This window comes from Candidatus Avoscillospira sp. LCP25S3_F1 (assembly GCF_052117125.1).
Taxonomy (GTDB): domain Bacteria; phylum Bacillota; class Clostridia; order Oscillospirales; family Oscillospiraceae; genus Avoscillospira_A.
Genome location: NZ_JBQKJT010000006.1, coordinates 113,263 through 134,909 on the forward strand (window position 1 = coordinate 113,263; position 21,647 = coordinate 134,909).

The window sequence follows — 21,647 nt, forward strand, 5'->3', positions numbered from 1 at the left end:
ATAGGAGGAAAATAACTATGAGCAAAGCGATGGAACTGGCCCAGCACCTGGAAAAGCTGAAGATCAACAACATGTACAAGGACGACTTCTACTGGACCTGGGACAAGACCGACGACGAGATCGACGCTGTCTTCACCGTGGCCGACGCCCTGCGCGACCTGCGGGAGCGCAACATCTCCACCAAGATTTTCGATTCCGGTCTGGGCATCTCCATTTTCCGCGACAACTCCACCCGTACCCGCTTCTCCTTCGCCTCCGCCTGCAACCTGCTGGGCCTGGCCGTTCAGGACCTGGACGAGAAGAAGTCTCAGATCGCCCACGGCGAGACCGTCCGTGAGACCGCCAACATGGTCTCCTTCATGGCCGACGTCATCGGCATCCGCGACGACATGTTCATCGGCGAGGGCCACAAGTACCAGAAGACCTTCATGGACGCCGTGAAGGAAGGCTATTACGACGGCATCCTGGAGCAGCAGCCCACCCTGGTCAACCTCCAGTGCGACGTGGACCATCCCACCCAGGCCATGGCCGATATGCTGCACGTCATCCACTACTTCGGCGGCGTGGAGAACCTGAAGGGCAAGAAGGTCGCCATGAGCTGGGCCTACTCCCCCTCCTACGGCAAGCCCCTGTCCGTGCCTCAGGGCATCGTGGGCCTGTTCACCCGCTTCGGTATGGATGTGGTTCTGGCCCATCCCGAGGGCTATGAGATCATGCCCGAGGTGGAGGAGATCGCCAAGAAGAACGCCGCTGCTTCCGGCGGCAGCTTCTCCAAGACCAACTCCATGGCCGAGGCTTTCAAGGACGCCGACATTGTCTACCCCAAGAGCTGGGCTCCCTTCGCCGCCATGGAGGAGCGCACCAAGCTGTACGCCGCCGGCGACCAGAAGGGCATTGACGAGCTGGAGAAGAAGCTGCTGGCGCAGAACGCCGAGCACAAGGATTGGGCTTGCACCGAAGAGATGATGAAGCTGACGAAGGACGGCAAGGCTCTGTATATGCACTGCCTGCCCGCCGATATCACCGGCCTGTCCTGCAAGGAAGGCGAAGTCGACAACTCCGTGTTCGACCGCTATCTGGTGCCCCTGTACAAGGAGGCTTCCTACAAGCCGTACATCATCGCCGCCATGATCTTCCTGGCCAAGGTCAAGGACCCCGTCAAGGCCCTGATGGACCTGGACGCCAAGGGCGAGGCCCGCAAGGAGTTCTAATTCACAAACCAACCAAATCCCGGCGGCTTCAGCCGCCGGGTTCTGAATTAATTGAGGTGTAAGAATAGTTATGGGAAAGCGCATTGTCATCGCCCTGGGCGGCAACGCTCTGGGCAACACCCTGCCGGAGCAGATGATCGCCGTCAAAGAGACGGCCCGGGCTATCGCCGATCTCATTGAAGACGGAAACGACGTGGTCATCGCCCATGGCAACGGCCCCCAGGTGGGTATGCTGCAAAAGGCCATGGCCGAGCTGACCCGCTCCGATCCCGAAAAGTACATTCCCTGTCCCCTGTCGGTCTGCGTGGCCATGAGCCAGGGCTACATCGGTTACGATCTACAAAACGCCCTGCGGGAAGAACTGCTGGACCGTGGCATTCAAAAAGGCGTGTCCACGGTGCTGACCCAGGTGGAAGTGGACCCCAAAGACCCGGCATTTGCCCATCCCACCAAGCCCATCGGCGCGTTTATGACCAAGGAAGAAGCCGACAAGCTGGTGGCCGAACGCGGCTATGAGGTCATGGAGGACGCCGGCCGCGGCTATCGCCGCGTGGTGGCCTCTCCCCTGCCCCAGTCCATTGTGGAAATCGAGTCCATCCGCGACATGGTGGAGGCCGGTCTGGTGGTCGTGGCCTGCGGCGGCGGCGGTATTCCCGTCTTCCGCACCGAGGGCCATCACCTCAAGGGCGCCGCTGCCGTCATCGACAAGGATTTCGCGTCCTGCGTCCTGGCTGAACAGCTCAACGCCGACGCCCTCATCATCCTGACGGCGGTGGAGAAGGTCGCCATCCGCTTCGGCCAGCCCGATCAGGAATGGCTCAGCGAGCTGACCCCCGCCCAGGCCGAGCAGTACATTGCCGAAGGCCATTTCGCCCCCGGCTCCATGCTGCCCAAGGTCCAGGCCGCCGTCCGCTTCGCCAAGTCGGCCCCCGGCCGCACAGCTCTCATTACCCTGCTGGATAAGGCACGGGACGGCATCGCCGGTAAAACCGGCACGGCCATTCATCAATAATCTTTGTTATCCCCCCCACCGGGTGCGTCGCGATGATTTGCGGCGCGCCCGGTTTTTTGCGCCCTAAGCGATCCTGACAGCCAAAAAGATAAAAGTTTTACTCGATTTTTTTCAAAAAATCGTGGGGTCCAGGGGCAAAGCCCCGGTCGCCCGCCGCAGCGGGCGAAACCCCTCAAGCGTTCCAAAGCGCCATCCGCAGATGGCGCAATCCCCGGCCAACGGCCATGGACCACGCCGCCACCCCCACGGGGTGGACGGCGTGGTCCATCCACCAGCGCCGTACCAGGTGCCGTCCACCCACGCACCAGAGCAGATGCATACCGTGTTACGCGGCGGGAACAAGGCCCCGCCCTATAGGCAGTCCGACCATATTTTCAGGACGGCAACTACGTGCCAACGGCCAGGCGGCCCCGCCGTTCCTTGACGCCAATGGTATTATGGAATTTTTTGTTATTTTCCATCGCCTTTACCGGTAATTTGGCCGCCACCAAAAAAATATTTTAGTTTTTTCTCCATCATCACGCTTTTCCTCGTTCAATCTGCACAAATTCCACTTTTTTCAGGTTGCCATATTGTAACTTTGCCGTTTCTCCTGTAAAATAGAGTTGTTCACAGATAGGACATATGTCCCGTCTGACCGCCGGGCCTGCTGGCCCATCGTACAACAGGAGGAATGAAAATGAAAAAACTGCTTGCGCTTCTGCTGTCCCTGACCATGGTCTTCGGCATGGTCGCCTGCGGCAGCAAGACCGACGCCCCCACCGGCGACACCGCTCAGGAACCCGGCACCACCGAAACCACCGGCGACTCCACCGGAGAGACCACCGGTATGAGCCCTGAAGAAATCCAGGTGGGTGTAATCCTGCTCCACGATGAGAACTCCGCCTACGACATGGCCCACATTGAGGGCATCAAGACCGCCTGCACCGAGCTGGGCATTCCCGAAGAGAACGTCACCTACAAGATGAACATTCCTGAGGACGCCACCTGCTACGACATGGCCGCCGATCTGGCCGACGCCGGCTGTGACATCATCTTCTCCGATTCCTACGGCCATCAGACCCACATGATGCAGGCTGCCGCCGAGTTCCCCGACACCATTTTTGTGGCCTGCACCGGCGATCAGGCCGCCGTCTCCGGCATGTCCAACGTCAAGAACATTTTCCCCTATACGTATGAATCCCGGTACGTCTCCGGCGTTGTGGCCGGTATGAAGCTCAAGGAGCTGCTGGACAACGGCGAAGTCACCGAAGCCAAGGTGGGCTATGTGGGCGCGTTCCCCTACGCCGAAGTGGTTTCCGGCTATACCGCTTTCCTGCTGGGCATCCAGTCCATCGTGCCTGAGGCCACCATGGAAGTCCAGTACACCAACACCTGGTTTGGCCTGACGGAGGAGGCCGAGGCCGCCAACGTCCTTATGGACCGCGGCGCCGTCATCATCAGCCAGCACGCCGACTCCACCGGCGCTCCCTCTGCCGTCCAGGCTGCCTGGGAGTCCGGCAAGCCCGTCTACAGTGTGGGCTATAACATTGACATGCAGGCCGCCGCGCCCGATGCCGCTCTGACCTCCGCCCAGAACGTCTGGTCCGTCCTCTACAAGCACACGCTGGAAACCTTCCTGGCCGGTGAGGAAATCCCCGCCGACTTCGCCTGCGGCTACGCCGACGGCGCCCAGTCCATCTCCGCCCTGGGCAAGAACTGCGCCGAGGGCACCCAGGAGGCCGTGGACGCCGCCTGGGCCGGTCTGAAGGATGGCTCCCTCCACATCTTCGACACCAGCAAATTCACCGTGGACGGCGAGACCGTCACCACCGCTCCCTTCGACCTGTCCATTGTGGACTTTGTCACCGGCAACGTCATCTATGAAGGCGACACCGTGGAGTGCATCAAGGACGGCTACTTTGAGGAATCCGTCCACCGTGCGGCCCCGTACTTCTCCCTGCGTATCGACGGCATCACCGAACTGAATGCACAGTAATCTCTGAAACACCAGCCGCAAGGGGGGCATTTGCCCCCCTTTGTGATACCTGCAGAAAGGGTGATTTGTTTGGCTATGGAATACGCCGTGGAGCTGCGCGGCGTCACCAAAACCTTTGGCCCCGTGGTGGCCAACGACCGGGTGGATTTACAGATCCGCCGGGGCGAAATTCTGTCCCTGCTGGGCGAGAACGGCAGCGGTAAGACAACGCTGATGAACATGCTTTCCGGCATCTACTACCCCGATGCCGGTGAGATTCTGGTAAACGGCAAGGCGGTGACCATCCATTCCCCCAAGGACGCCTTTGATCTGGGCATCGGTATGATTCACCAGCACTTCAAGCTGGTGGATGTGCTGACGGCCACGGAAAACATCGTCCTGGGCCTCAAGGAGCCGGGCCGCCTCGATCTCAAAGCCGCCGCCCGGCGCATCCGGGAAATCTGCGACAAGTACGGTTTTGCCGTGGACCCGGAAAAGAAAATCTACGACATGTCCGTATCGGAAAAGCAGACGGTGGAAATCGTCAAGGTGCTGTACCGCGGCGCCAATATTCTGATTCTTGACGAGCCCACTGCCGTTCTGACCCCGCAGGAGACGGCCCGGCTCTTTGCCGTGCTGCGCAATATGAAAGCCGACGGCAAATCCATTGTTATCATCACCCACAAGCTCCACGAAGTCATGGAGATTTCCGACCGGGTGGCGGTGCTCCGCAAGGGCGCTTATGTGGGTGATGTAGCCACCTGTGACACGGACCCCCAAAAACTCACCGACATGATGGTGGGCCACGCCGTGACGCTGAATATCGACCGGCCCGAACCCAAGGAACGCATCAAGCGTTTGGAAATCCGTGGCCTGACGGTCCGGAACCAGTACGGCGTCAAGGCGCTGGACGACGTGACCTTCGACGTCTACGGCGGCGAAATCCTGGGGATTGCCGGTATCTCCGGCTGCGGCCAGAAGGAGCTGTTGGAATCCATCGCGGGATTGCAGCGCATTGAGACCGGCTCCATCCGCTACTTCCCCGCCGACGACGGCAGTCAGATGGAAAAAGAACTGGTGGGCATGAGCCCTCTGGCCATCAAAAAGGCCGGTGTGGCATTGTCCTTTGTTCCCGAAGACCGGCTGGGCATGGGTCTGGTGGGCTCCATGGGCATGACCGACAATATGATGCTCCGCAGCTACCGCAAGGGCCTGCCCATTTTCACCAACCGCCGGGACCCCAAAAAACTGGCCGAACAGGTCCGGGAGCAGCTGGAAGTGGTGACCCCCGGCGTCAATACGCCGGTTCGCCGCCTGTCCGGCGGCAACGTCCAAAAGGTGCTGGTGGGCCGCGAAATCGCCGCCGCCCCCAAAGTCCTGATGACAGCCTACGCCGTCCGGGGCCTCGATATCAACACGTCCTATACCATTTATAATCTGCTGACGGCGCAGAAGATGGAGGGCGTGGCCGTGGTCTATGTGGGCGAGGACCTGGACGTGCTGCTGGAGCTGTGCGACCGGATTCTGGTCCTGTGCTCCGGCAAGGTCAACGGCATTCTGGACGGCCGCACCACCACCAAGGAGGAAGTGGGTCTCCGCATGACCAATTTACAGGAAAAGGAGGGTGCTGCACAATGAGTTCTCCCGCCATCCATACGGCCCCCCTGGTGCGCATTGCCAAGCGGGACGGCATCGCCCTCTGGAAAAGCTGTCTCATTCGGCTGGCCGCCGTGTTTCTGGCCCTGGTCCTCAGCGGCCTGTTCATCTACTCCCTGACGAAGCTGAACCCCGTGGATGTCTACAAGGCCATGTATGACGGCGCGTTCGGCACCTCCCGCCGGACCTGGATCACAGTCCGGGAGGTTATGACGCTGCTGTGCATCGCCATCGGTCTGGCTCCGGCCTTTAAAATGCGGTTCTGGAACATCGGCGCAGAAGGTCAGGTCCTCATCGGCGGCATTGTCACCGCCGGTATGATGATCCACCTGGGCAACACCATGCCCACGCCGCTGCTGCTTGTGGTCATGGGTGTGGCCAGTCTGGCCGCCGGCGCTGTGTGGGGTCTGATTCCCGCCCTGTTCAAGGCCCGCTGGAACACCAACGAGACGCTGTTCACCCTGATGCTCAACTATGTGGCCATTCAGCTGACCAGCTATTGCGTCTCCCTGTGGGAAAATCCCTACGGCTCCAATGTGGTGGGCCAGATCAACCAGCAGACCCGCTCCGGCTGGTTCCCGGAGCTCTTCGGCATCAGCTGCGGCCTCAATGTGCTGCTGGTGCTGGTGCTGACCGTGGGCATGTACATCTATCTGCGCTACTCCAAGCAGGGCTATGAGATCGCCGTTTTGGGCGAAAGCGTCAACACGGCCCGGTACGCCGGCATCAAGCCCTCCAAGGTCATCGTCCGCACCATGATCCTCTCCGGCGCCATCTGCGGTCTGGCCGGATTCATCGCCGTGGCCGGCGCGGACCACACCATCTCCGTGGACACCGCCGGCGGACGGGGCTTTACGGCCATCATCGTGGCCTGGATCGCCAAGTTCAACACCTTTGTCATGTTGTTGATCTCTCTGCTGCTGGTGTTTTTGCAGCAGGGCGCCATTGAGATCGCCTCTCAGTTCGGTCTCAACGACTTCGCCGCCAACGTCATCACCGGCATCATTCTGTTCTGCATCATCGGCAGCGAATTCTTTATCAATTACCGTCTGATTCCCCGCAGCGGAAAGGAGGCCAAGGGCGCATGACGATTTTCAGCAGTCAGCTTTTCATGTCCGCCATCATCTTCGGCACCGTCATTCTCTACGGCGCGTTGGGTGAAATTCTGGCGGAGAAGTCCGGCAACCTGAACCTGGGCGTCCCCGGCATTATGTATTTGGGCGCCATCGCCGGTCTGGCCGGTGCGTTCTTCTATGAGATGTCCACCCCGGACCCCAACGGCTTCCTCTGTCTGGTGATCTCTCTGATCTTCGCCTTCGGCGCTTCCTGCCTGGGCGGTCTCCTCTACAGCTTTCTGACCATCACCCTGCGGGTCAACCAGAATGTCACCGGCCTGACGCTGACCATCTTCGGCGGCGGCATCGCCAATTTCTTTGGCGGCGCATTGAACACCCTGGCCGGTGGTGTGGGTCAGATTTCCGTGGCCTCCACCTCCGCCGTCTACCGGGCCAGCCTGCCCTTTGCCAACGACCTAGGCGCTTTCGGCAAGGTAATTCTGGGCCATGGCTTCCTGGTCTATGTGGCCCTGGTTCTGGCCGTCTGTATGGCCTGGTTCCTCAACCGCACCCGCACGGGCCTGAATCTGCGGGCTGTGGGTGAAAATCCCGCCACCGCCGACGCCGCCGGTATCAACGTCACCCGCTACAAGTATGTGGCCACCTGCCTGGGCGCTGGCATTTCCGGCCTGGGCGGTCTCTACTACACCATGGATTACGTCAAGGGCACCTGGGCCAGCGACGGCACCATCGAGTCCCTGGGCTGGCTGGCCGTGGCCCTGGTGATCTTCGCCACCTGGAAACCGCTCAATGTCATCTGGGGCGCGTATCTGTTTGGCTATCTCCGTTGGCTCTACAACTACATCGAAGGTCTGGGACGCAGCTCCCAGGAGATTTTCAAGATGATTCCCTATATCGTCACCATCGTTGTTCTGATTCTCGTCAGCATCCGCAAAAAGCGGGAAAATCAGCCGCCGGCCTCCCTGGGCCTCAGCTATTTCCGAGAAGAACGATGAAAAAGGCCCGTTGCAGAATCAAACGTTCTGCAACGGGCTTCTCCTTGTAGGTGTCTATTGCGTTTTGTTGTGTACCGGGCTGATGAGTAGGAAGGATATATAAAGTTTATTCCTCTGTAAATAGGTACGGTACTCCTCTCCAGGTCAGTTCGGGCATTTTGTCTACTTTCTCAAAATAAATATAAATGGTCTGATTATCTCCCCAATATCCTGACTCCGGCATACGGGTACATACTGCAATGCTATAAAAACCATCCTCCAGGGGAATCACTTGATCTTGCGGAAAGTTGGTAGTCCACCGAGAAGTCCAGAACATATCACAGAATTGCACAGATCCGCCTTGCACATCTAGCCCTAATCTTGCCGAAATAGGAAATTGTTCCATAATATCAGCAGTGGGTTGACCAGTTAAGAAATGCAAAATAAAATCTCCGCCACTTCCAGTGCAAAACGCTGTAATATCTCCCTTTCTGATATGCGCTGAAATTTGCTGCGGAGCGTCAAACTCGTTCGTCAGAAAATCGCTTCCCGGTTCAACATACTCCATTGTTTTTGCCGAAAACAATACAATTCCCATGCCATCAATCGTTAAATGAACTGTTTTATTCATATCTACATTTCTCCTATCCCAGTTTTGGCTTTTAACTTTGCTTTTGAAGACAGTCCAGTATAAGATTGTGAACCAATCTACATCCCTTTGGCCTGTGAGCGGTATTGCCTGCCCCAGGCCGCTTACATATTTTCATTATAGTTGGTCTTGCGATTTTCTTCAATCCTGCTTTTGGGGCTTGGGTGTTTCTATCAGCCTGTCAACATAGCAAGAGGGCAGTCGATTTCTCGGCTGCCCTAATAACAGTTTATATGGAACCTTCTGGAGGCTCTGCAATTTCTTCTATCCATTCAGAAAAAATCTCGGAATCAGTGCTATTCATTCTATAAGCCCGTATTGTATTTGTATAATCAGGCGGCATGACTTCTACTAATACAACAACATCACTTCTCTTTTGATTTATACCAAATATTCCTTCTTGATCTAAACGATTCATAGCCATTTCCATAGCTTCAAATCTTAATCTGCATTCCGTTTCAAAATCTTCTGCATCTAAATCCCATATGTTTTTTCTGGATGACAGTAACTTTTCAACCTTTTCAAATCTTTCCTGCCTCCAACAGCAATATGGTGAATCGGCATAAGACCATTTGATTTTCTCTTGTACTTCTGCACCGCACCTATATAACGCTTCGTAAGACCACGCCGAGATACAAGGAGTATGTGCTCCGCCATCTGTAGCTAAAGTAATATAATAATAGCGTTCTTTGTTACTAAATAAATCCGTCAAAATTGTTTTTACTGCGCTGTATAGTTCATTTGTTAATTCCTCTTGAAAGCCCATTTGAATAGCCTCCGTAAAATTCCGATTGGTAGCTCTGTATCTTCAAGTAAAATATAGTACAAGATTATGAACAACTCTAATCATTATCGCCTGTTGGCTGTATTGCCTGTCCCGGCTATCCTCGTACAGCAGGACTCGTTGCAGAACCGTTTTATTCTGCAACGGGTCCCTTTTTAATTTCGTTTGCCGGTTTGCGGCGGCCCAGCAGAATACCGGTGCCGTCGGCCAGTACCCAGCCGATGGGGATAGCCCACCAGATGGCAGCCACGTCGAATTGGGGAGCCAGAACATAGGCCAGCACCACCCGGGTACCCAGGGAAACCACCGTCAGCACCAGGGAGATTTTAGGCCGCTCCACCGCCCGGAAGTACCCGTACAACAGGAACAGTACGCCGATACCGCAATAACAGGCGCCCTCAATGCGCAAATACGACACGCCCACCGCCAGCGCCTCCGTCTCCTCAGGACTTAGAAAAATGCCCATGAGCTGGGGAGCCAGCAGCCAGACGGCCAGGGAGATCAGGGCGCAGAATACCAGTACCAGCGTCACGGCACTGCGGGTGCCGGAGCGAATCCGCTCCCGCTTCCCCGCTCCGTAGTTCTGGGATATGAAGATGGAATAGGCGTTGCCGAACTCCTGGGCGGGCATATAAGCCAGGGTGTCAATTTTCACACCGGCGGCAAAGGCTGCCATGACGGCAGTGCCGAAGCTGTTGACCAATCCCTGAATCATCAGGATACCGAAATTCATCACCGACTGCTGTGCGCCGGTGGCCGCCGCATAGGAGAGAATCTCCCCCATCCGACTCCGGCGGATGGCCACGCCCTGTCCCGGCCGGGGCAGCAGCGGTTCCCGCAGCAGCGTATACCCGGCGATGCCCAGCCCGGCCGCCGCCTGGGCGATGACCGTGGCCTCGGCGGCTCCGGCCACGCCCCGGTGCAGCACCGCCACAAAGACATAATCCAGGCCGATGTTCATAACGGTACTGATCCCCAGAAACACCAGGGGCACCACGGAATTTCCCGTAGCCCGGAGCACATAGGCAAAATAGTTATAGAGATAGACAAAGATCAGTCCCGCCAGAATGACGCGCATATAATCGCCCATGGCGTCAAAGACCTCCGGCGGCGTCTGCATCAGCCGCAGAATGGGCGTCAAAAAAGCGTAGGCCAACGCCGTCAGCACCGCCGTCATGGCCAGAATCAACACAAAGGAGGCGGCCATATACTCCCGCATGGCCTCCAGCTCCCGGCGTCCGTACCGAATGGAAAACAGCGCCCCCGCGCCCATACACATGCCGATGAGCAACGATGTGAGAAAGGTCATCAGGGTATAGGCGCTGCCCACGGCCCCCAGGGCGTCGGCGCCGATGTAGTGGCCCACCATCCAGGTATCGGCCAGATTATAGCATTGCTGCAAAATATTGCCCAGAATCATGGGCAGGGCGAAGGTCACCATAGTGGCCGTCACCGGTCCGGTGGTCAAATCCCGTTTCATCCTCTGTTCCGTGCCTCCGTCGGATGGAAACCGTCTCCATCCGCAAATTCCTTTCGTATTCTATCACAGAACCCCCGGCGGGAACAACCGTTCCAAGACAAACCCACACCGGCTTTTTGCCATAGTTTTTAAGCATAATAAGATATTCTATATAGGTATTTGTTATTCTCTCGGTTGAATGATACAATTAGATTGAAAAAACCATTGGAACAGGAGCGCAAGATGGAATTAGAAGCATTTTTGAATCATCTGAACAGCGGCGCACCCGTGTCCGGCGGCAGCGAAGCCCATCTGTTCATGCACACCGCCAGCCAGGAGGCCCTGCGCATCACGGCGGAACTCAATGGCCGGTACCATGAGCCGGAAGAACTGCGGACCCTGTTCTCCCAGCTCATCGGCCAACCGGTGGACGAGACCTTCGGACTGTTTCCGCCCTTTTACACCGACTGCGGCAAGAACATCCACATCGGCAAGCGGGTCTTTATCAACATGGGCTGTAAATTCCAGGACCAGGGCGGTATTTACATTGGGGACGATACCCTCATCGGCCACAATGTGGTGCTGGCTACCCTCAACCATGCCATGTCTCCCCGGAATCGGGCCGACATGGTTCCCGCCCCCATTCACATCGGCAACAAAGTCTGGATCGGCGCCGGGGCCATCGTCCTGCCCGGCGTGACCATTGGAGACGGGGCCATTGTGGCCGCCGGTGCCGTGGTCACCAAGGACGTCCCCGAAAACACCGTTGTCGGCGGCGTGCCTGCCAAACCCATCCGAACCATCAGCGAGGAGGAACTTCCATGAGCAAAACGGTTTTGGTCCTTTCCACCAGCCCCCGGAAGGGCGGCAACTCCGATGCCTTGGCCGACGCCTTTGTCCGCGGCGCCCAGGCGGCCGGAAACCAGGTGGAAAAGATTCCGCTGTACGATAAAACCATCGGATTCTGCAAGGGCTGTCTCTCCTGTCAGAGCACCCAACGCTGCATCCTGCGGGACGATGCCGACGCCATCACCCAAAAGATGCTGACCGCCGACGTCATCGCCTTTGCCACACCCATCTATTATTACGGCATGTGCGGTCAGATGAAAACCCTGCTGGACCGGGCCAATCCCCTGTTCCCTGCCGCATATCAATTCCGGGACATCTACCTTCTGGCCGCGGCGGCGGAAGCGGACGAACACACCGTGGACGGTGCGGTGACGGGTCTTCAGGGTTGGATTGATTGCTTTGAAAAAGCCCGTTTCGCCGGAACGGTCTTTGCCGGCGGCGTTACAGCTGTGGGCGAAATTCAGGGACACCCGGCATTGCAGCGGGCCTTTGAAGCCGGTAAAGCAATTTGAGGAGGATTGTGCATATGAAGTCCAGATACAACGGCTATTCGTTTCCCCTGCGGGAGACCATTACCCGGGAAAAAGTGCGTTTTCGCAACCGCTACGGTATCACATTGGTCGGCGACCTGTATTTGCCCCAGGAAAGTGCCGGAACGCTGCCCGCCGTGGCGGTAGCCGGTCCCTTCGGCGCAGTCAAGGAACAGTGCGCCGGACTGTACGCCGAGGAATTGGCCTCCCGCGGCTTTGCTGCCCTGGCCTTTGACCCCTCCTTTATTGGAGAGAGCGGCGGCGAAGCCCGAAATGTGGCCTCCCCCGACATCAACACCGAAGATTTCTGCGCCGCGGTGGATTTTCTGTCCACCCGGGACTTTGTGGACCCGGAGCAAATCGGCATTCTGGGCATCTGCGGGTGGGGCGGTATGGCCCTCAACGCTGCCGCCATGGACACCCGCATCAAAGCCACCGTCACCGCCACCATGTACGACATGACCCGGGTCAACGCCAAGGGGTATTTTGACGCCGCCGACAGCGCCGACGCCCGATTTGAGACGAAGCAGGCTCTCAACGCCCAGCGGACGGCGGACTATCGCAGCGGCAGCTGCGCCCGGGCAGGCGGCGTGGTGGACCCGCTGCCGGAGGACGCGCCGTTCTTTGTCAAGGATTATTATGACTACTACAAGACGGAGCGGGGTTACACCGAGCGGTCCTTGAACTCCAATGACGGTTGGAATGTCACCTCGGCCCTGTCCTTCCTCAACATGCCCATTCTGCGGTACAGCAATGAAATTCGCAGCGCCGTGCTGATGATTCACGGGGAAAAGGCCCACTCCTGCTACTTCAGCCGGGACGCCTACGCCGACATGGTAAACGGCAATCCCCATACAGAGAACAAGGAACTGCTGCTGATTCCCGGTGCGGTCCATACGGACCTCTACGACCGGAAAGATATCATTCCCTTTGACCGGATTACGCAGTTCTTCCAGACGTATTTGCATTAAGTCTACAGGAGGGATACCATGACGAAGCTGCTTTGCGTGCTTCTGGCCGCACTGGGTCTTTCCGCCTGCGGCACCGCCGGGGAAGCTCCAGCCGACCCCGTCACGCCCCCACCCCAGGTATCGGTCGAGGAACCGGAATCCACTGGTTCCGACACGTCTGAGGCGTCGGAACCATCCGATACCGCCGGTTCCGCTGCGGAATCCGAACCCGGTGCGGAGGAGCCCACCTTGAAAATCACCGTGGGAGACTATGAATTGACAGCCACCTTTGCCGATAACCCCTCCGCCGAGGAATTCCGGGAATTGCTGGCCCAGGGACCGGTGACCGTGACCATGGAGGATTACGGCGGCTTTGAAAAGGTCGGCCCCCTGGGCACGATGCTAACCCGCAGCGATACGCAGATCACCACGGAACCCGGCGACGTCATTCTATACCAAGGCAATCAAATTACCATCTATTACGGCACCAACTCCTGGAACTTTACCCGGCTGGCCCGCATCGACGATCCCACGGACTTGCTGGAAAAGCTGGGAGAAGGCATCGTACAGGTCACATTTTCTCTTTCCTAGGAGGGATTTTTCATATGGCAGTCAAACAGACGGCGGGCAGAGACGCATTGGGCCGGTTTGCACCCAAATTTGCCCAGCTCAATGACGATGTATTATTCGGCGAGGTCTGGAGCCGGGAAGAGGCTCTTTCCCTGCGGGACCGTTCTCTGGTCACGGTGGTGGCCCTGATGTCCCAGGGTCTGGTGGACAGTTCCTTTCAATACCATCTGACCACCGCCAAACAGAACGGCATCACCCGACAGGAAATCGCGGAAATTCTCACCCATGCGGCATTTTACGCCGGATGGCCCAAGGCCTGGGCGGCGTTCCGCATGGCCACGGCGGTCTGGACAGAGGACGGCGAGACGGACGAAAAGGCCCGGCACCAGCAGGCCATGGTCTTTCCCATCGGCGCGCCCAACGACGGATTTGCCCAGTATTTTGTGGGGCAGAGCTATTTGCAGCCCCTTGCCACCGGTCCGGTGGGGGTATACAATGTGACCTTTGAACCGGGCTGCCGCAACAACTGGCACATCCATCAGGCCCAGCAGGGCGGCGGTCAGATGCTGCTCTGCGTAGCCGGTCGCGGTTATTATCAGGAGTGGGGCCAACCGGCACGGGAACTGCATCCCGGCGATGTGGTCAACATCCCCACCGGCGTCAAGCACTGGCACGGCGCCGCCCCCGACAGTTGGTTCTCCCATCTGGCCCTGGAGGTCCCCGGCGTGAACTGCTCCAACCAATGGTTGGAGCCCGTCTCCGACGAGGACTACAATAAGCTGGGCTAAAATAACATCCCCATGCTGCCACCATCAGCAAAGCCGCCCACGGATGCAAATTCCGTGGGCGGCTTTGTCTGCGACCATGTCTCCGGCCCGTTCCGGAACTTGATTTCTATACTGCGGATTTCCAGTTGCTATTTCACGCCATGGCGGCTTACCAGAGTTGTTTGGTTGGACTGACCTGTGTCATTGTGGAATCCCTATACGTTCAGACCGCCGTTTTATGCCGCCCGGCCCCCTGTTTTTCGACCCTTTTCATCCCCTTGGTCCGCTTATTTTATTGGAAAATCCATCCATCCCCCTGCCCGCTGGAGCGGTGGTACCCGTTGGACGAATTCCATACAATATTATCGTAGAAACATACATTTGTTGACTTGCAAACGCTATGTGCATATGATAGAATTAGCATACAAATATTGTTACTTCATCTGTCCCTTGGAGCTGGCTGGAGGCAGGAGCTGTACGCCCCACGTCGGTGAAGGCCGGCAAGCTGTGCCGTCTGCGTGCGCAGTTTCTCGATGGACACCCTGAAAAATGAGTAAAAATACAGTGATTTTCCAAAAGGAGAGAGGAACGTATGGAAAAAACGCAGTCGGGCATTTCGGTCAAAAAGAGCATCCGCAGGCGGATTCTGGATGGATACTTTAAGGTACTCCTGCCGTCCGTTCTGCTGGGTGTAATCACAATTATATTTCTGGGCGTACTGTTTAAATTCTATGGAAATACCACCACAATGGACGCGGACCGAGCAGAGATTTCCAACACCATCTCCGCCCATTATCAGTGGCGCTCCGATCTCATCAACAGTCTGGAAACCGGCTCCGCTTTTACAGGCAGCCTCAATTCCAAAACCTGTTCTTTCGGCCAATGGCTGAGTGATTACCAGGCCAGCGGGGAGGCCGGCCAGATCGGCGCGACGGCGCAGCGCATTTCCAAAACCCATGATGAAATCCACAGTCTGGCCGAAGAACTGCTCAATCTGCGCAGTACCGATCCAGATCTTGCGGTGGAGCGTTTCTTCTCGGAGTTGGACCCCAAAACCGCCGATGTGATTGACGGGCTGTATGAAATCGACAGCATGTACTCTGCAAAGATTGCCGATAATATCCGCAGCTTTGAATCGCTGATGACCACGATTATTGTAATCATTGTAATTACAATCTTTGCCATCATTGCTTTCTCCTACTGGTACGGCAGAAGATTGGCCAGACAAATTGCGGCCCCCGTCATGATGATTGCCGACTGGTCCAAAGACCTGTCCATGGGTTCCGTCGATCTGGAAATTGCCGGTGACAAACTCTCCCAGATGGAGAAGGAAAACGCAGACAACGAAGTGGGCCTGATGATTTCCGCTTTCCACGTCATGGCGGACAACATCCGGGAGAATGTATCGGTGGTGCAGCGCATTGCCGACGGTGATATGACCGCTTTCGTCAAGATTCGTTCCCGTCGCGACAGTCTGGGCAGAAGCCTGTACCGTCTGGTGCAGTCCAACGACATCATGTTCAATGAGATTGTGGACTCCGCCCATTCCGTGGCAGCCGGCGCCGATGAAATCGCCACCGCCAGCCATATGCTGGCCGAAAGCAGCACCGTGCAGGCGGCTGCGGCGCAAAGTCTGTCCGATGAGATGAAGCACGTCAGCGAACTCATCCACTTCAATGATGAGCAGGCACAGTCCGCCTATGAACTCACCAAGGCCATCGAGGCTGATCTGAAGACCAGTGACGAGCATATGAAGGTGCTGTATGATTCGGTCATTCAGATGCGTGAAGCTTCCAAGAAGATCTCTTCCGTAATGAAGGCCATTGACGACATCACCTTTGAGACCAACATTCTGGCCCTGAACGCCGCCATTGAGGCGGCCCGTGCAGGCGCCGCCGGCAAGGGCTTTGCCGTGGTTGCCGATGAGGTCCGTGCCCTGGCTATGAAGAGTGCCGAGGCCGCTCAGGAAAGCCACCAGCTCATTGAGAACAGCATCAAGCAGACGGAGCACGGCTCCAATCTGGCAACCGAATCCGCTGCCATCTTTGAAGGCATCCATAAGAAAATCGCACAGATTGTTGAAATCGTCGAGAAGGTTTCCGGCTTGTCCACCGACCAGCTGCACAGCATTCAGCAGGTTACAAACTCGGTGTCCCAGATCACCGAGGCGGCCACCAAAAACGCCGCCATCAGCGAGGAATCGGACGCTTCCAGCCAGGAGATGCGCAATCAGGCAGCGTTTCTGCGGGATAAGATGCAGCACTTCAATCTGCGTAAGCGTGAAAAGGGCAAGGCCTATATTCCCGATGAAAAGCAGTATGATTCGGAATTCATTGAGTATGCCAATAAGGCGTACCACCTCAAGGAAACCACCGGTCACTACGGAAACGAGTACATCGACCCCAGCGGACGTGACACGGACGCCAACTAAAGAACAAAGGATACTGTACATAGAAAAAGCGATTTTCTCCAACGAGAAAATCGCTTTTTCGTGTATCCACCAGAATCCTATTCAGGACATCATCAGACCGCATCTGATACAATCTACTGCCGAGGATTTTACTCTTTGGCGCGGTATACAACACTCCGTGGAATTTACCAATGTTCTAATTAGCGGTTTCAGCCCTAGCGATAGACTGAGCCCCACCGGATTCCTGATCCGGTGGGGCTTCCATGCTGTACGGGATACTGTGCGATTCTTTGATGGTATGTCAGAATTTCAATATGGACAGGCTGTTTTCAGCAACACTTTGGTAAATGCACTTGCCGGAAGAATCCCATGAAATTTTTCCATCTGAATTATCACAATTTCTCCGTGTCATCCGTTTGTATTTCCAGATTACTTTGTGATTTCCGACACAGCGACTTTGCGGTTTTCCTTGAGCGACAGTGTGCAGGCATCTGCCGTTGCAATGGATGCTCTGGCAGCGCTGCCATTCAGCAGCGGCTTAAATTCATCCGTTACCTCGGCGCCATGCATGATGCTGTTGAGATACTCCATCTCCATTTCCATAATACCATGGAGCCACATGGGCGGCTTTTTGCCGGGTTTACCGTACAGTACGGCGCCATCCATTTCCATTTTCGTATGATAGGTCAGTGTGCGGTCGTCGTCCTCCTCCTTGGTACGATGGAGCAGGAAATGTTCCTCGCCCTCTTCCGTTCGCAGCGTCACACCGGTATCCTTCATATCCAGCCGGATCGCACCCTTGGTTCCCTGAATCAGCAGATAGTGCTCACTCCACCGGAATGCCGAGCCATATTCCAGCACAGCGTATGTACTGTTTCCGAATTCCAGTGTAATGAACAGCATGTCGTCCTCGTCACCGAAGTGCTCACCCTTATGGGCCACATTGCCGCCCACCATGGTGGCCTCTGTAGCCGGTCCCATGATAAACTGAATGCAATCCAGCTCATGGATATGGTGATACAGATGGCCACCGGACTTGGCGCGAATCTTCTTCCAACTGACCGACTCCTGCTGCTGTTCCCAACCGTTACGGGCAGAGTGACAATAGAGCACCTTACCGATTCGGCCCTCGTTGATCATCTGCTTGGCCAGACGAACACCGTTGAAGAAGTTCATCACATGGCCGGCCATAAAGGTCACGCCATTTTCTTCGGCGGTCTTTACCATCTCATCACAGTCGTGATACGACAGGGCAATCGGTTTTTCGCAAAAAACGTTTTTGTGATGCTTCGCCGCACAGATGACCGGGTCCTTGTGGAGATAGTTGGGCGATGCCACTACAACCACATCCACATCCTCACGGCCACAGAGGGTATCCAGATCGGTCTCCACATCGCATCCCAGCTCCTGTGCAACGGTCTGGGCGTTATCCGGGTCCAGCACGGCAATCAGGTTTGCGCCGTCCATTTTCTGAATGATGCGCCCCAATTCCGCGCCAAAATACCCTGTGCCAACGATTGCATATCCTATGGTTTTCATGATGTTATCTCCTTTTTTCACTCATTTTACCGCGCCGGCTGCCAAACCACCGGCAATTTTCTTTTGAATCAGCATGAAAAAGATCACAGAGGGAATCACAACCACGGCCGAGGCCGCCATCATGACGCCCCAGTCCAAAACTTCCTGGCCTTCCAGGGATTTCAGCGCCACTGCCACGGTGGCCTTTTCGCTGCTGTTGATCAGAATCAGAGAATAGAGGAACTCATTCCACGCATTGATAAAGGTGTAAATCGCTACAGCCACGATACTGGGCGCCACAATCGGCAGCACCACTCTGTAAAAAACCTGGAGCTTGTTGGCGCCGTCTATCCTTGCCGCCTCTTCAATGCCGATGGGTACGGTCTGGAAAAATCCCACCAGCAGCCAGATGGCGTAGGGTACGGAGAACGACATATAGACAATAACCAATCCGATGCGATTATTCATCATGCCAAATTTGCCCATGATGATGGAATAGGGCACGGCCAGCAGAATCGGCGGGAACATATAGGTCGTGATCAGCACTCGTGTGAGCTTTCGGCCGAATTTGGGGAAAAATCGCACGATGCCGTAAGCACCCAATGCCGAAATGGCAATTGCCACCAATGTGGTGCTGAGCGCCACCAGAACGCTGTTGCCCACATTTCTGCCGAAGTTCAACTGTTCAAAGACAATTCTGAAATTCTCAAAGGTAATGTGGGTTGGGAAAAATACCGTCGGGTCGCCTGCCAGTTCGCTCTTGCTTTTGACCGACGACAGAAGAATCCACACCAGCGGGAACGCCGCGACAATGGCCAACAGCGTAAGATAGATATAACTGATGGTGGTACCGAACCAGCCTCTTCGCAAAAACTTCTTTTTGCCCATTCTTACGCCTCCTTTTCCCACTTATTGAGGATACGGAAATACAACATACAAACCATCAGCAGGAATATCAGCAGCAGCACCGTAACCGCCGAAGATCTTCCCAGCATCTTCAAGCCCCAACCGACATTGTATGCGTAGATTGGGACCGTCTGCGTCAGTCCGGCCGGGCCGCCGCCGGTGATCAGATAGATCATGTCAAAGCTGTTGAAAATCCAGATTGTACGCAGGACAATCAGCAGTCCCATGACGATCCGAATATGGGGCAGCGTGATATGGAGGAAGGATTGCAGCGGCGAGGCACCGTCCACCTGTGCCGCTTCGTATTGATCTCTCGGTACCGTTTGCAGCGCGGAGAGCACATTGACCATTATCAGCGGTGCGCCAAACCAGACATTGATCATCACAAGGACGGGAAACGCCAGATTGGCACTGCTCAAAAACTGCGGAACCGTATCTACAATTCCCATTTTCACCAGGATATTGGGAAGATAACCGGACACTCCATTTAAAATCCATTTCCAGGACAGGGCAATGACAATGGAGGGAAATGCCCAGGGGATAATCAAAATGGTTCGGAAGAAGGACTTGCCTTTACGGATTCGATCCACGGCCAGCGCCGCCAGAAAGCCCACTACGATTTGGAAAAACAGAGATGTGACGGTCCATTTGATATTGGTCAGGAAAGACGTCCAGAAATCCGGGTCGGTTAAAACCGCGATATAATTTTTTAGGAACACAAACTCATAGTCCGCTTTGATCAGGTGTTTCGAGGTAAAGCTGTAAAAAATACTTGTCACAACCGGGTAAAGCAGAAGTAGCGCCAGCACAGTCAAGGCAGGCAAAATAAAGCAGAAACTAGTAATTTGCGCCTTGATATGTCTACTCTTCATCCGCTGCGCCTCCTTTCTTGAAGTACGGCGGAACAATCGTTCCGCCGTACTTTCCATATGCCGAGATTTAGCCTAACGTGCTGAACAGATCGTTCAGTTTGTTTTCTGCCGCCTTGGCGGCTTCCTCAACGGGAGTATCATTCATAACGATATCCTGGAACATCTCTTCAATGACTCTCTGAGAAGTCAGCAGGCCCGCCTCTGCACGGGGACCATACTCCATACCGATGGAGGTACTGCCCTCCAGCATCTGATTCAGGACCTCGTCGGCATGCTGGAAGTTCTGGACGGTCTCGTTGGACTGATAAATTTCGCTGTCGGTAACACCCTTGATACCGGACATCATACCCACAGGCACCGACAGAAGGAAGTCCACATAGCGGTCTTCTTCGTACATAAACTTGATGAACTCCTTGCAGATTTCGGGGTGTTCGGAGTTCTTCCAGATGACCAGCGGCGTCGTGTTGGTCTCCACGCCGACAACAGGATCCTCTTCATTCACACGGGGAATGGGAGCGCAGTCGATGTACTCCATCAGGTCGGGGCGGTTGGTTTCCACACCACTGATATGGAAGCCGGTGTTGAAGTCAAAGGCCAGCTTGCCCTGATAGTACAGGGTTGCTTCGTCCAGCGTATTGTAGTTGATGGCATCGGCGGGAGAGCACTCCTTGAAGACCTTGACCCAGTAGTTGATGCCGTCGATGGCCGTGGGGCTGGTCAGATTGGCCTTGCCGTCTTCTGTGATCAGCGTTTCGCCGGCGCTGCGGACATAGAGGTGCAGCCAGCGAGTGGCCAGCATGTCGTTGGTGCCCATGGGCATGGCAGCTCCGTAAACAGCGCCGTTTTCGCCCTCGGTGATGATCTTTGCAGCCTCATACATCTGTTCCCAGGTCTGGGGAACCTCCAGATTATACTTCTCCAGAAGGTCCTTCCGATACCACATGGCCTCGGTATTCAGATACAGGGGTACGCCGTAGCAGCTGCCGTCTTCGGCCGTCATCTCACGCAGCGCGTTCTCATAGAATTTGTCGCGGCCCACCTCATCGATCAAGTCGTCTACGGGGATGACGGCATCCGCGTCAATCATTTCCACCAGCTGAGTGGCAATCGTACTGCTGATATCGGGTACATTGCCGGAGGCCAGACCCGTCGTCCACTTGGTATAGAAGTCGGCCCAGGAGAAGGTCTCAATGGTGATATTCACGCCGGGATGGAGTTCCATGAACTCATCGGCCGCCGCCTGGATTTTTTCCATACGAGGACCCTGGGTAAACGAGTGCCAGAAGACGATATCGCCCTTCAGCTCATCGGTCGTCTGCGCGTTGCTGCCCGTCTGATCCGTCTGATTTCCCTGATCCGCGCTGGTCTCCTTGCCGCCGCAGCCTGTAAACAGGCTGAACGCACAAGCGCACGCGAGTACTGCCGAAACGATTTTTCTCATTTTTTTCATTTCATGTCTCCCCTTCTTTAAAAATTGATATGTGTAGTAAGGACGAC

Annotated in this window: 20 protein-coding genes; 12 read left to right on the forward strand and 8 right to left on the reverse strand. The window is 55.9% G+C overall.

Annotated elements, in window-relative coordinates; translation table 11 throughout:
• Positions 1–17: 17 nt before the first annotated feature.
• Together ygeW and arcC are read left to right on the forward strand one after the other, a co-directional pair.
• Positions 18–1,211: a knotted carbamoyltransferase YgeW gene (gene ygeW / locus ACTQ33_RS07050; RefSeq protein WP_441463373.1), complete on the forward strand. Its 1,194-nt coding sequence runs from the start codon at positions 18–20 to the stop codon at positions 1,209–1,211.
• Between the two features lie 70 nt (positions 1,212–1,281).
• The gene (gene arcC / locus ACTQ33_RS07055; RefSeq protein WP_441463375.1) at positions 1,282–2,223 is read left to right on the forward strand and encodes a carbamate kinase; all 942 of its coding nucleotides are present in this window, start codon (positions 1,282–1,284) and stop codon (positions 2,221–2,223) included.
• A gap of 172 nt (positions 2,224–2,395) precedes the next feature.
• On the opposite strand, the gene ACTQ33_RS07060 is transcribed toward arcC, so the two are convergent.
• Positions 2,396–2,542 (reverse strand): hypothetical protein, encoded by a 147-nt coding sequence (locus ACTQ33_RS07060; protein WP_441463377.1) that lies wholly within the window; start codon positions 2,540–2,542, stop codon positions 2,396–2,398.
• A 360-nt stretch (positions 2,543–2,902) separates the two neighbouring features.
• On the opposite strand from ACTQ33_RS07060, the gene ACTQ33_RS07065 reads away from it, so the two are divergent.
• The 4 genes from ACTQ33_RS07065 (at position 2,903) to ACTQ33_RS07080 (ending at position 7,907) form a co-directional block, all read left to right on the forward strand.
• Complete coding sequence (locus ACTQ33_RS07065; protein ID WP_441463379.1) at positions 2,903–4,201, forward strand: BMP family ABC transporter substrate-binding protein; 1,299 nt, start codon at positions 2,903–2,905, stop codon at positions 4,199–4,201.
• Positions 4,202–4,276: 75 nt separating this feature from the next.
• Complete coding sequence (locus tag ACTQ33_RS07070; protein ID WP_441463539.1) at positions 4,277–5,818, forward strand: ABC transporter ATP-binding protein; 1,542 nt, start codon at positions 4,277–4,279, stop codon at positions 5,816–5,818.
• Positions 5,815–6,924 (forward strand): ABC transporter permease, encoded by a 1,110-nt coding sequence (locus ACTQ33_RS07075; RefSeq protein WP_441463381.1) that lies wholly within the window; start codon positions 5,815–5,817, stop codon positions 6,922–6,924. Before ACTQ33_RS07070 ends, ACTQ33_RS07075 begins: the two co-directional genes overlap by 4 nt.
• Positions 6,921–7,907, forward strand: a complete 987-nt coding sequence (locus ACTQ33_RS07080; protein WP_441463383.1) for an ABC transporter permease — start codon at positions 6,921–6,923, stop codon at positions 7,905–7,907. Before ACTQ33_RS07075 ends, ACTQ33_RS07080 begins: the two co-directional genes overlap by 4 nt.
• A 106-nt stretch (positions 7,908–8,013) precedes the next feature.
• On the opposite strand, the gene ACTQ33_RS07085 is transcribed toward ACTQ33_RS07080, so the two are convergent.
• The 3 genes from ACTQ33_RS07085 to ACTQ33_RS07095 all read right to left on the reverse strand — a co-directional run bounded on the left by ACTQ33_RS07085 (position 8,014) and on the right by ACTQ33_RS07095 (position 10,799).
• A complete protein-coding gene (locus ACTQ33_RS07085) occupies positions 8,014–8,517 on the reverse strand; it encodes a hypothetical protein (protein ID WP_441463385.1) in 504 nt (167 codons plus the stop codon).
• A gap of 247 nt (positions 8,518–8,764) precedes the next feature.
• The gene (locus tag ACTQ33_RS07090; protein WP_441463387.1) at positions 8,765–9,301 is read right to left on the reverse strand and encodes a DUF4303 domain-containing protein; all 537 of its coding nucleotides are present in this window, start codon (positions 9,299–9,301) and stop codon (positions 8,765–8,767) included.
• A gap of 151 nt (positions 9,302–9,452) precedes the next feature.
• Positions 9,453–10,799 (reverse strand): MATE family efflux transporter, encoded by a 1,347-nt coding sequence (locus ACTQ33_RS07095; RefSeq protein ID WP_441463389.1) that lies wholly within the window; start codon positions 10,797–10,799, stop codon positions 9,453–9,455.
• 222 nt (positions 10,800–11,021) lie between these two features.
• On the opposite strand from ACTQ33_RS07095, the gene ACTQ33_RS07100 reads away from it, so the two are divergent.
• The 6 genes from ACTQ33_RS07100 (at position 11,022) to ACTQ33_RS07125 (ending at position 16,875) form a co-directional block, all read left to right on the forward strand.
• The gene (locus ACTQ33_RS07100; RefSeq protein ID WP_441463391.1) at positions 11,022–11,603 is read left to right on the forward strand and encodes a sugar O-acetyltransferase; all 582 of its coding nucleotides are present in this window, start codon (positions 11,022–11,024) and stop codon (positions 11,601–11,603) included.
• Positions 11,600–12,139, forward strand: coding sequence for a flavodoxin family protein (locus ACTQ33_RS07105; protein WP_441463393.1), 540 nt, complete (start codon positions 11,600–11,602; stop codon positions 12,137–12,139). The genes ACTQ33_RS07100 and ACTQ33_RS07105 overlap by 4 nt, the downstream gene beginning before the upstream one ends.
• A 14-nt stretch (positions 12,140–12,153) precedes the next feature.
• Positions 12,154–13,128: an alpha/beta hydrolase gene (locus ACTQ33_RS07110; protein WP_441463395.1), complete on the forward strand. Its 975-nt coding sequence runs from the start codon at positions 12,154–12,156 to the stop codon at positions 13,126–13,128.
• An 18-nt stretch (positions 13,129–13,146) separates the two neighbouring features.
• Complete coding sequence (locus tag ACTQ33_RS07115) at positions 13,147–13,698, forward strand: cyclophilin-like fold protein (RefSeq protein ID WP_441463397.1); 552 nt, start codon at positions 13,147–13,149, stop codon at positions 13,696–13,698.
• 14 nt (positions 13,699–13,712) lie between these two features.
• Positions 13,713–14,465, forward strand: coding sequence for a carboxymuconolactone decarboxylase family protein (locus tag ACTQ33_RS07120; protein ID WP_441463399.1), 753 nt, complete (start codon positions 13,713–13,715; stop codon positions 14,463–14,465).
• A gap of 571 nt (positions 14,466–15,036) precedes the next feature.
• Entirely contained in the window at positions 15,037–16,875 is a 1,839-nt protein-coding gene (locus ACTQ33_RS07125; protein WP_441463401.1) for a methyl-accepting chemotaxis protein, read from the forward strand.
• A gap of 408 nt (positions 16,876–17,283) precedes the next feature.
• Here the strand turns inward: ACTQ33_RS07125 and ACTQ33_RS07130 are convergent, their stop codons facing one another.
• The 4 genes from ACTQ33_RS07130 to ACTQ33_RS07145 all read right to left on the reverse strand — a co-directional run bounded on the left by ACTQ33_RS07130 (position 17,284) and on the right by ACTQ33_RS07145 (position 21,600).
• Positions 17,284–18,393, reverse strand: coding sequence for a Gfo/Idh/MocA family protein (locus ACTQ33_RS07130; RefSeq protein ID WP_441463403.1), 1,110 nt, complete (start codon positions 18,391–18,393; stop codon positions 17,284–17,286).
• Between the two features lie 21 nt (positions 18,394–18,414).
• On the reverse strand, positions 18,415–19,260 hold the full coding sequence (locus tag ACTQ33_RS07135; RefSeq protein ID WP_441463405.1) for a carbohydrate ABC transporter permease: 846 nt from the start codon (positions 19,258–19,260) through the stop codon (positions 18,415–18,417).
• 2 nt (positions 19,261–19,262) lie between these two features.
• Positions 19,263–20,150: a carbohydrate ABC transporter permease gene (locus ACTQ33_RS07140; protein WP_441463407.1), complete on the reverse strand. Its 888-nt coding sequence runs from the start codon at positions 20,148–20,150 to the stop codon at positions 19,263–19,265.
• Between the two features lie 67 nt (positions 20,151–20,217).
• The gene (locus ACTQ33_RS07145) at positions 20,218–21,600 is read right to left on the reverse strand and encodes an ABC transporter substrate-binding protein (protein WP_441463409.1); all 1,383 of its coding nucleotides are present in this window, start codon (positions 21,598–21,600) and stop codon (positions 20,218–20,220) included.
• Positions 21,601–21,647 lie beyond the last annotated feature (47 nt).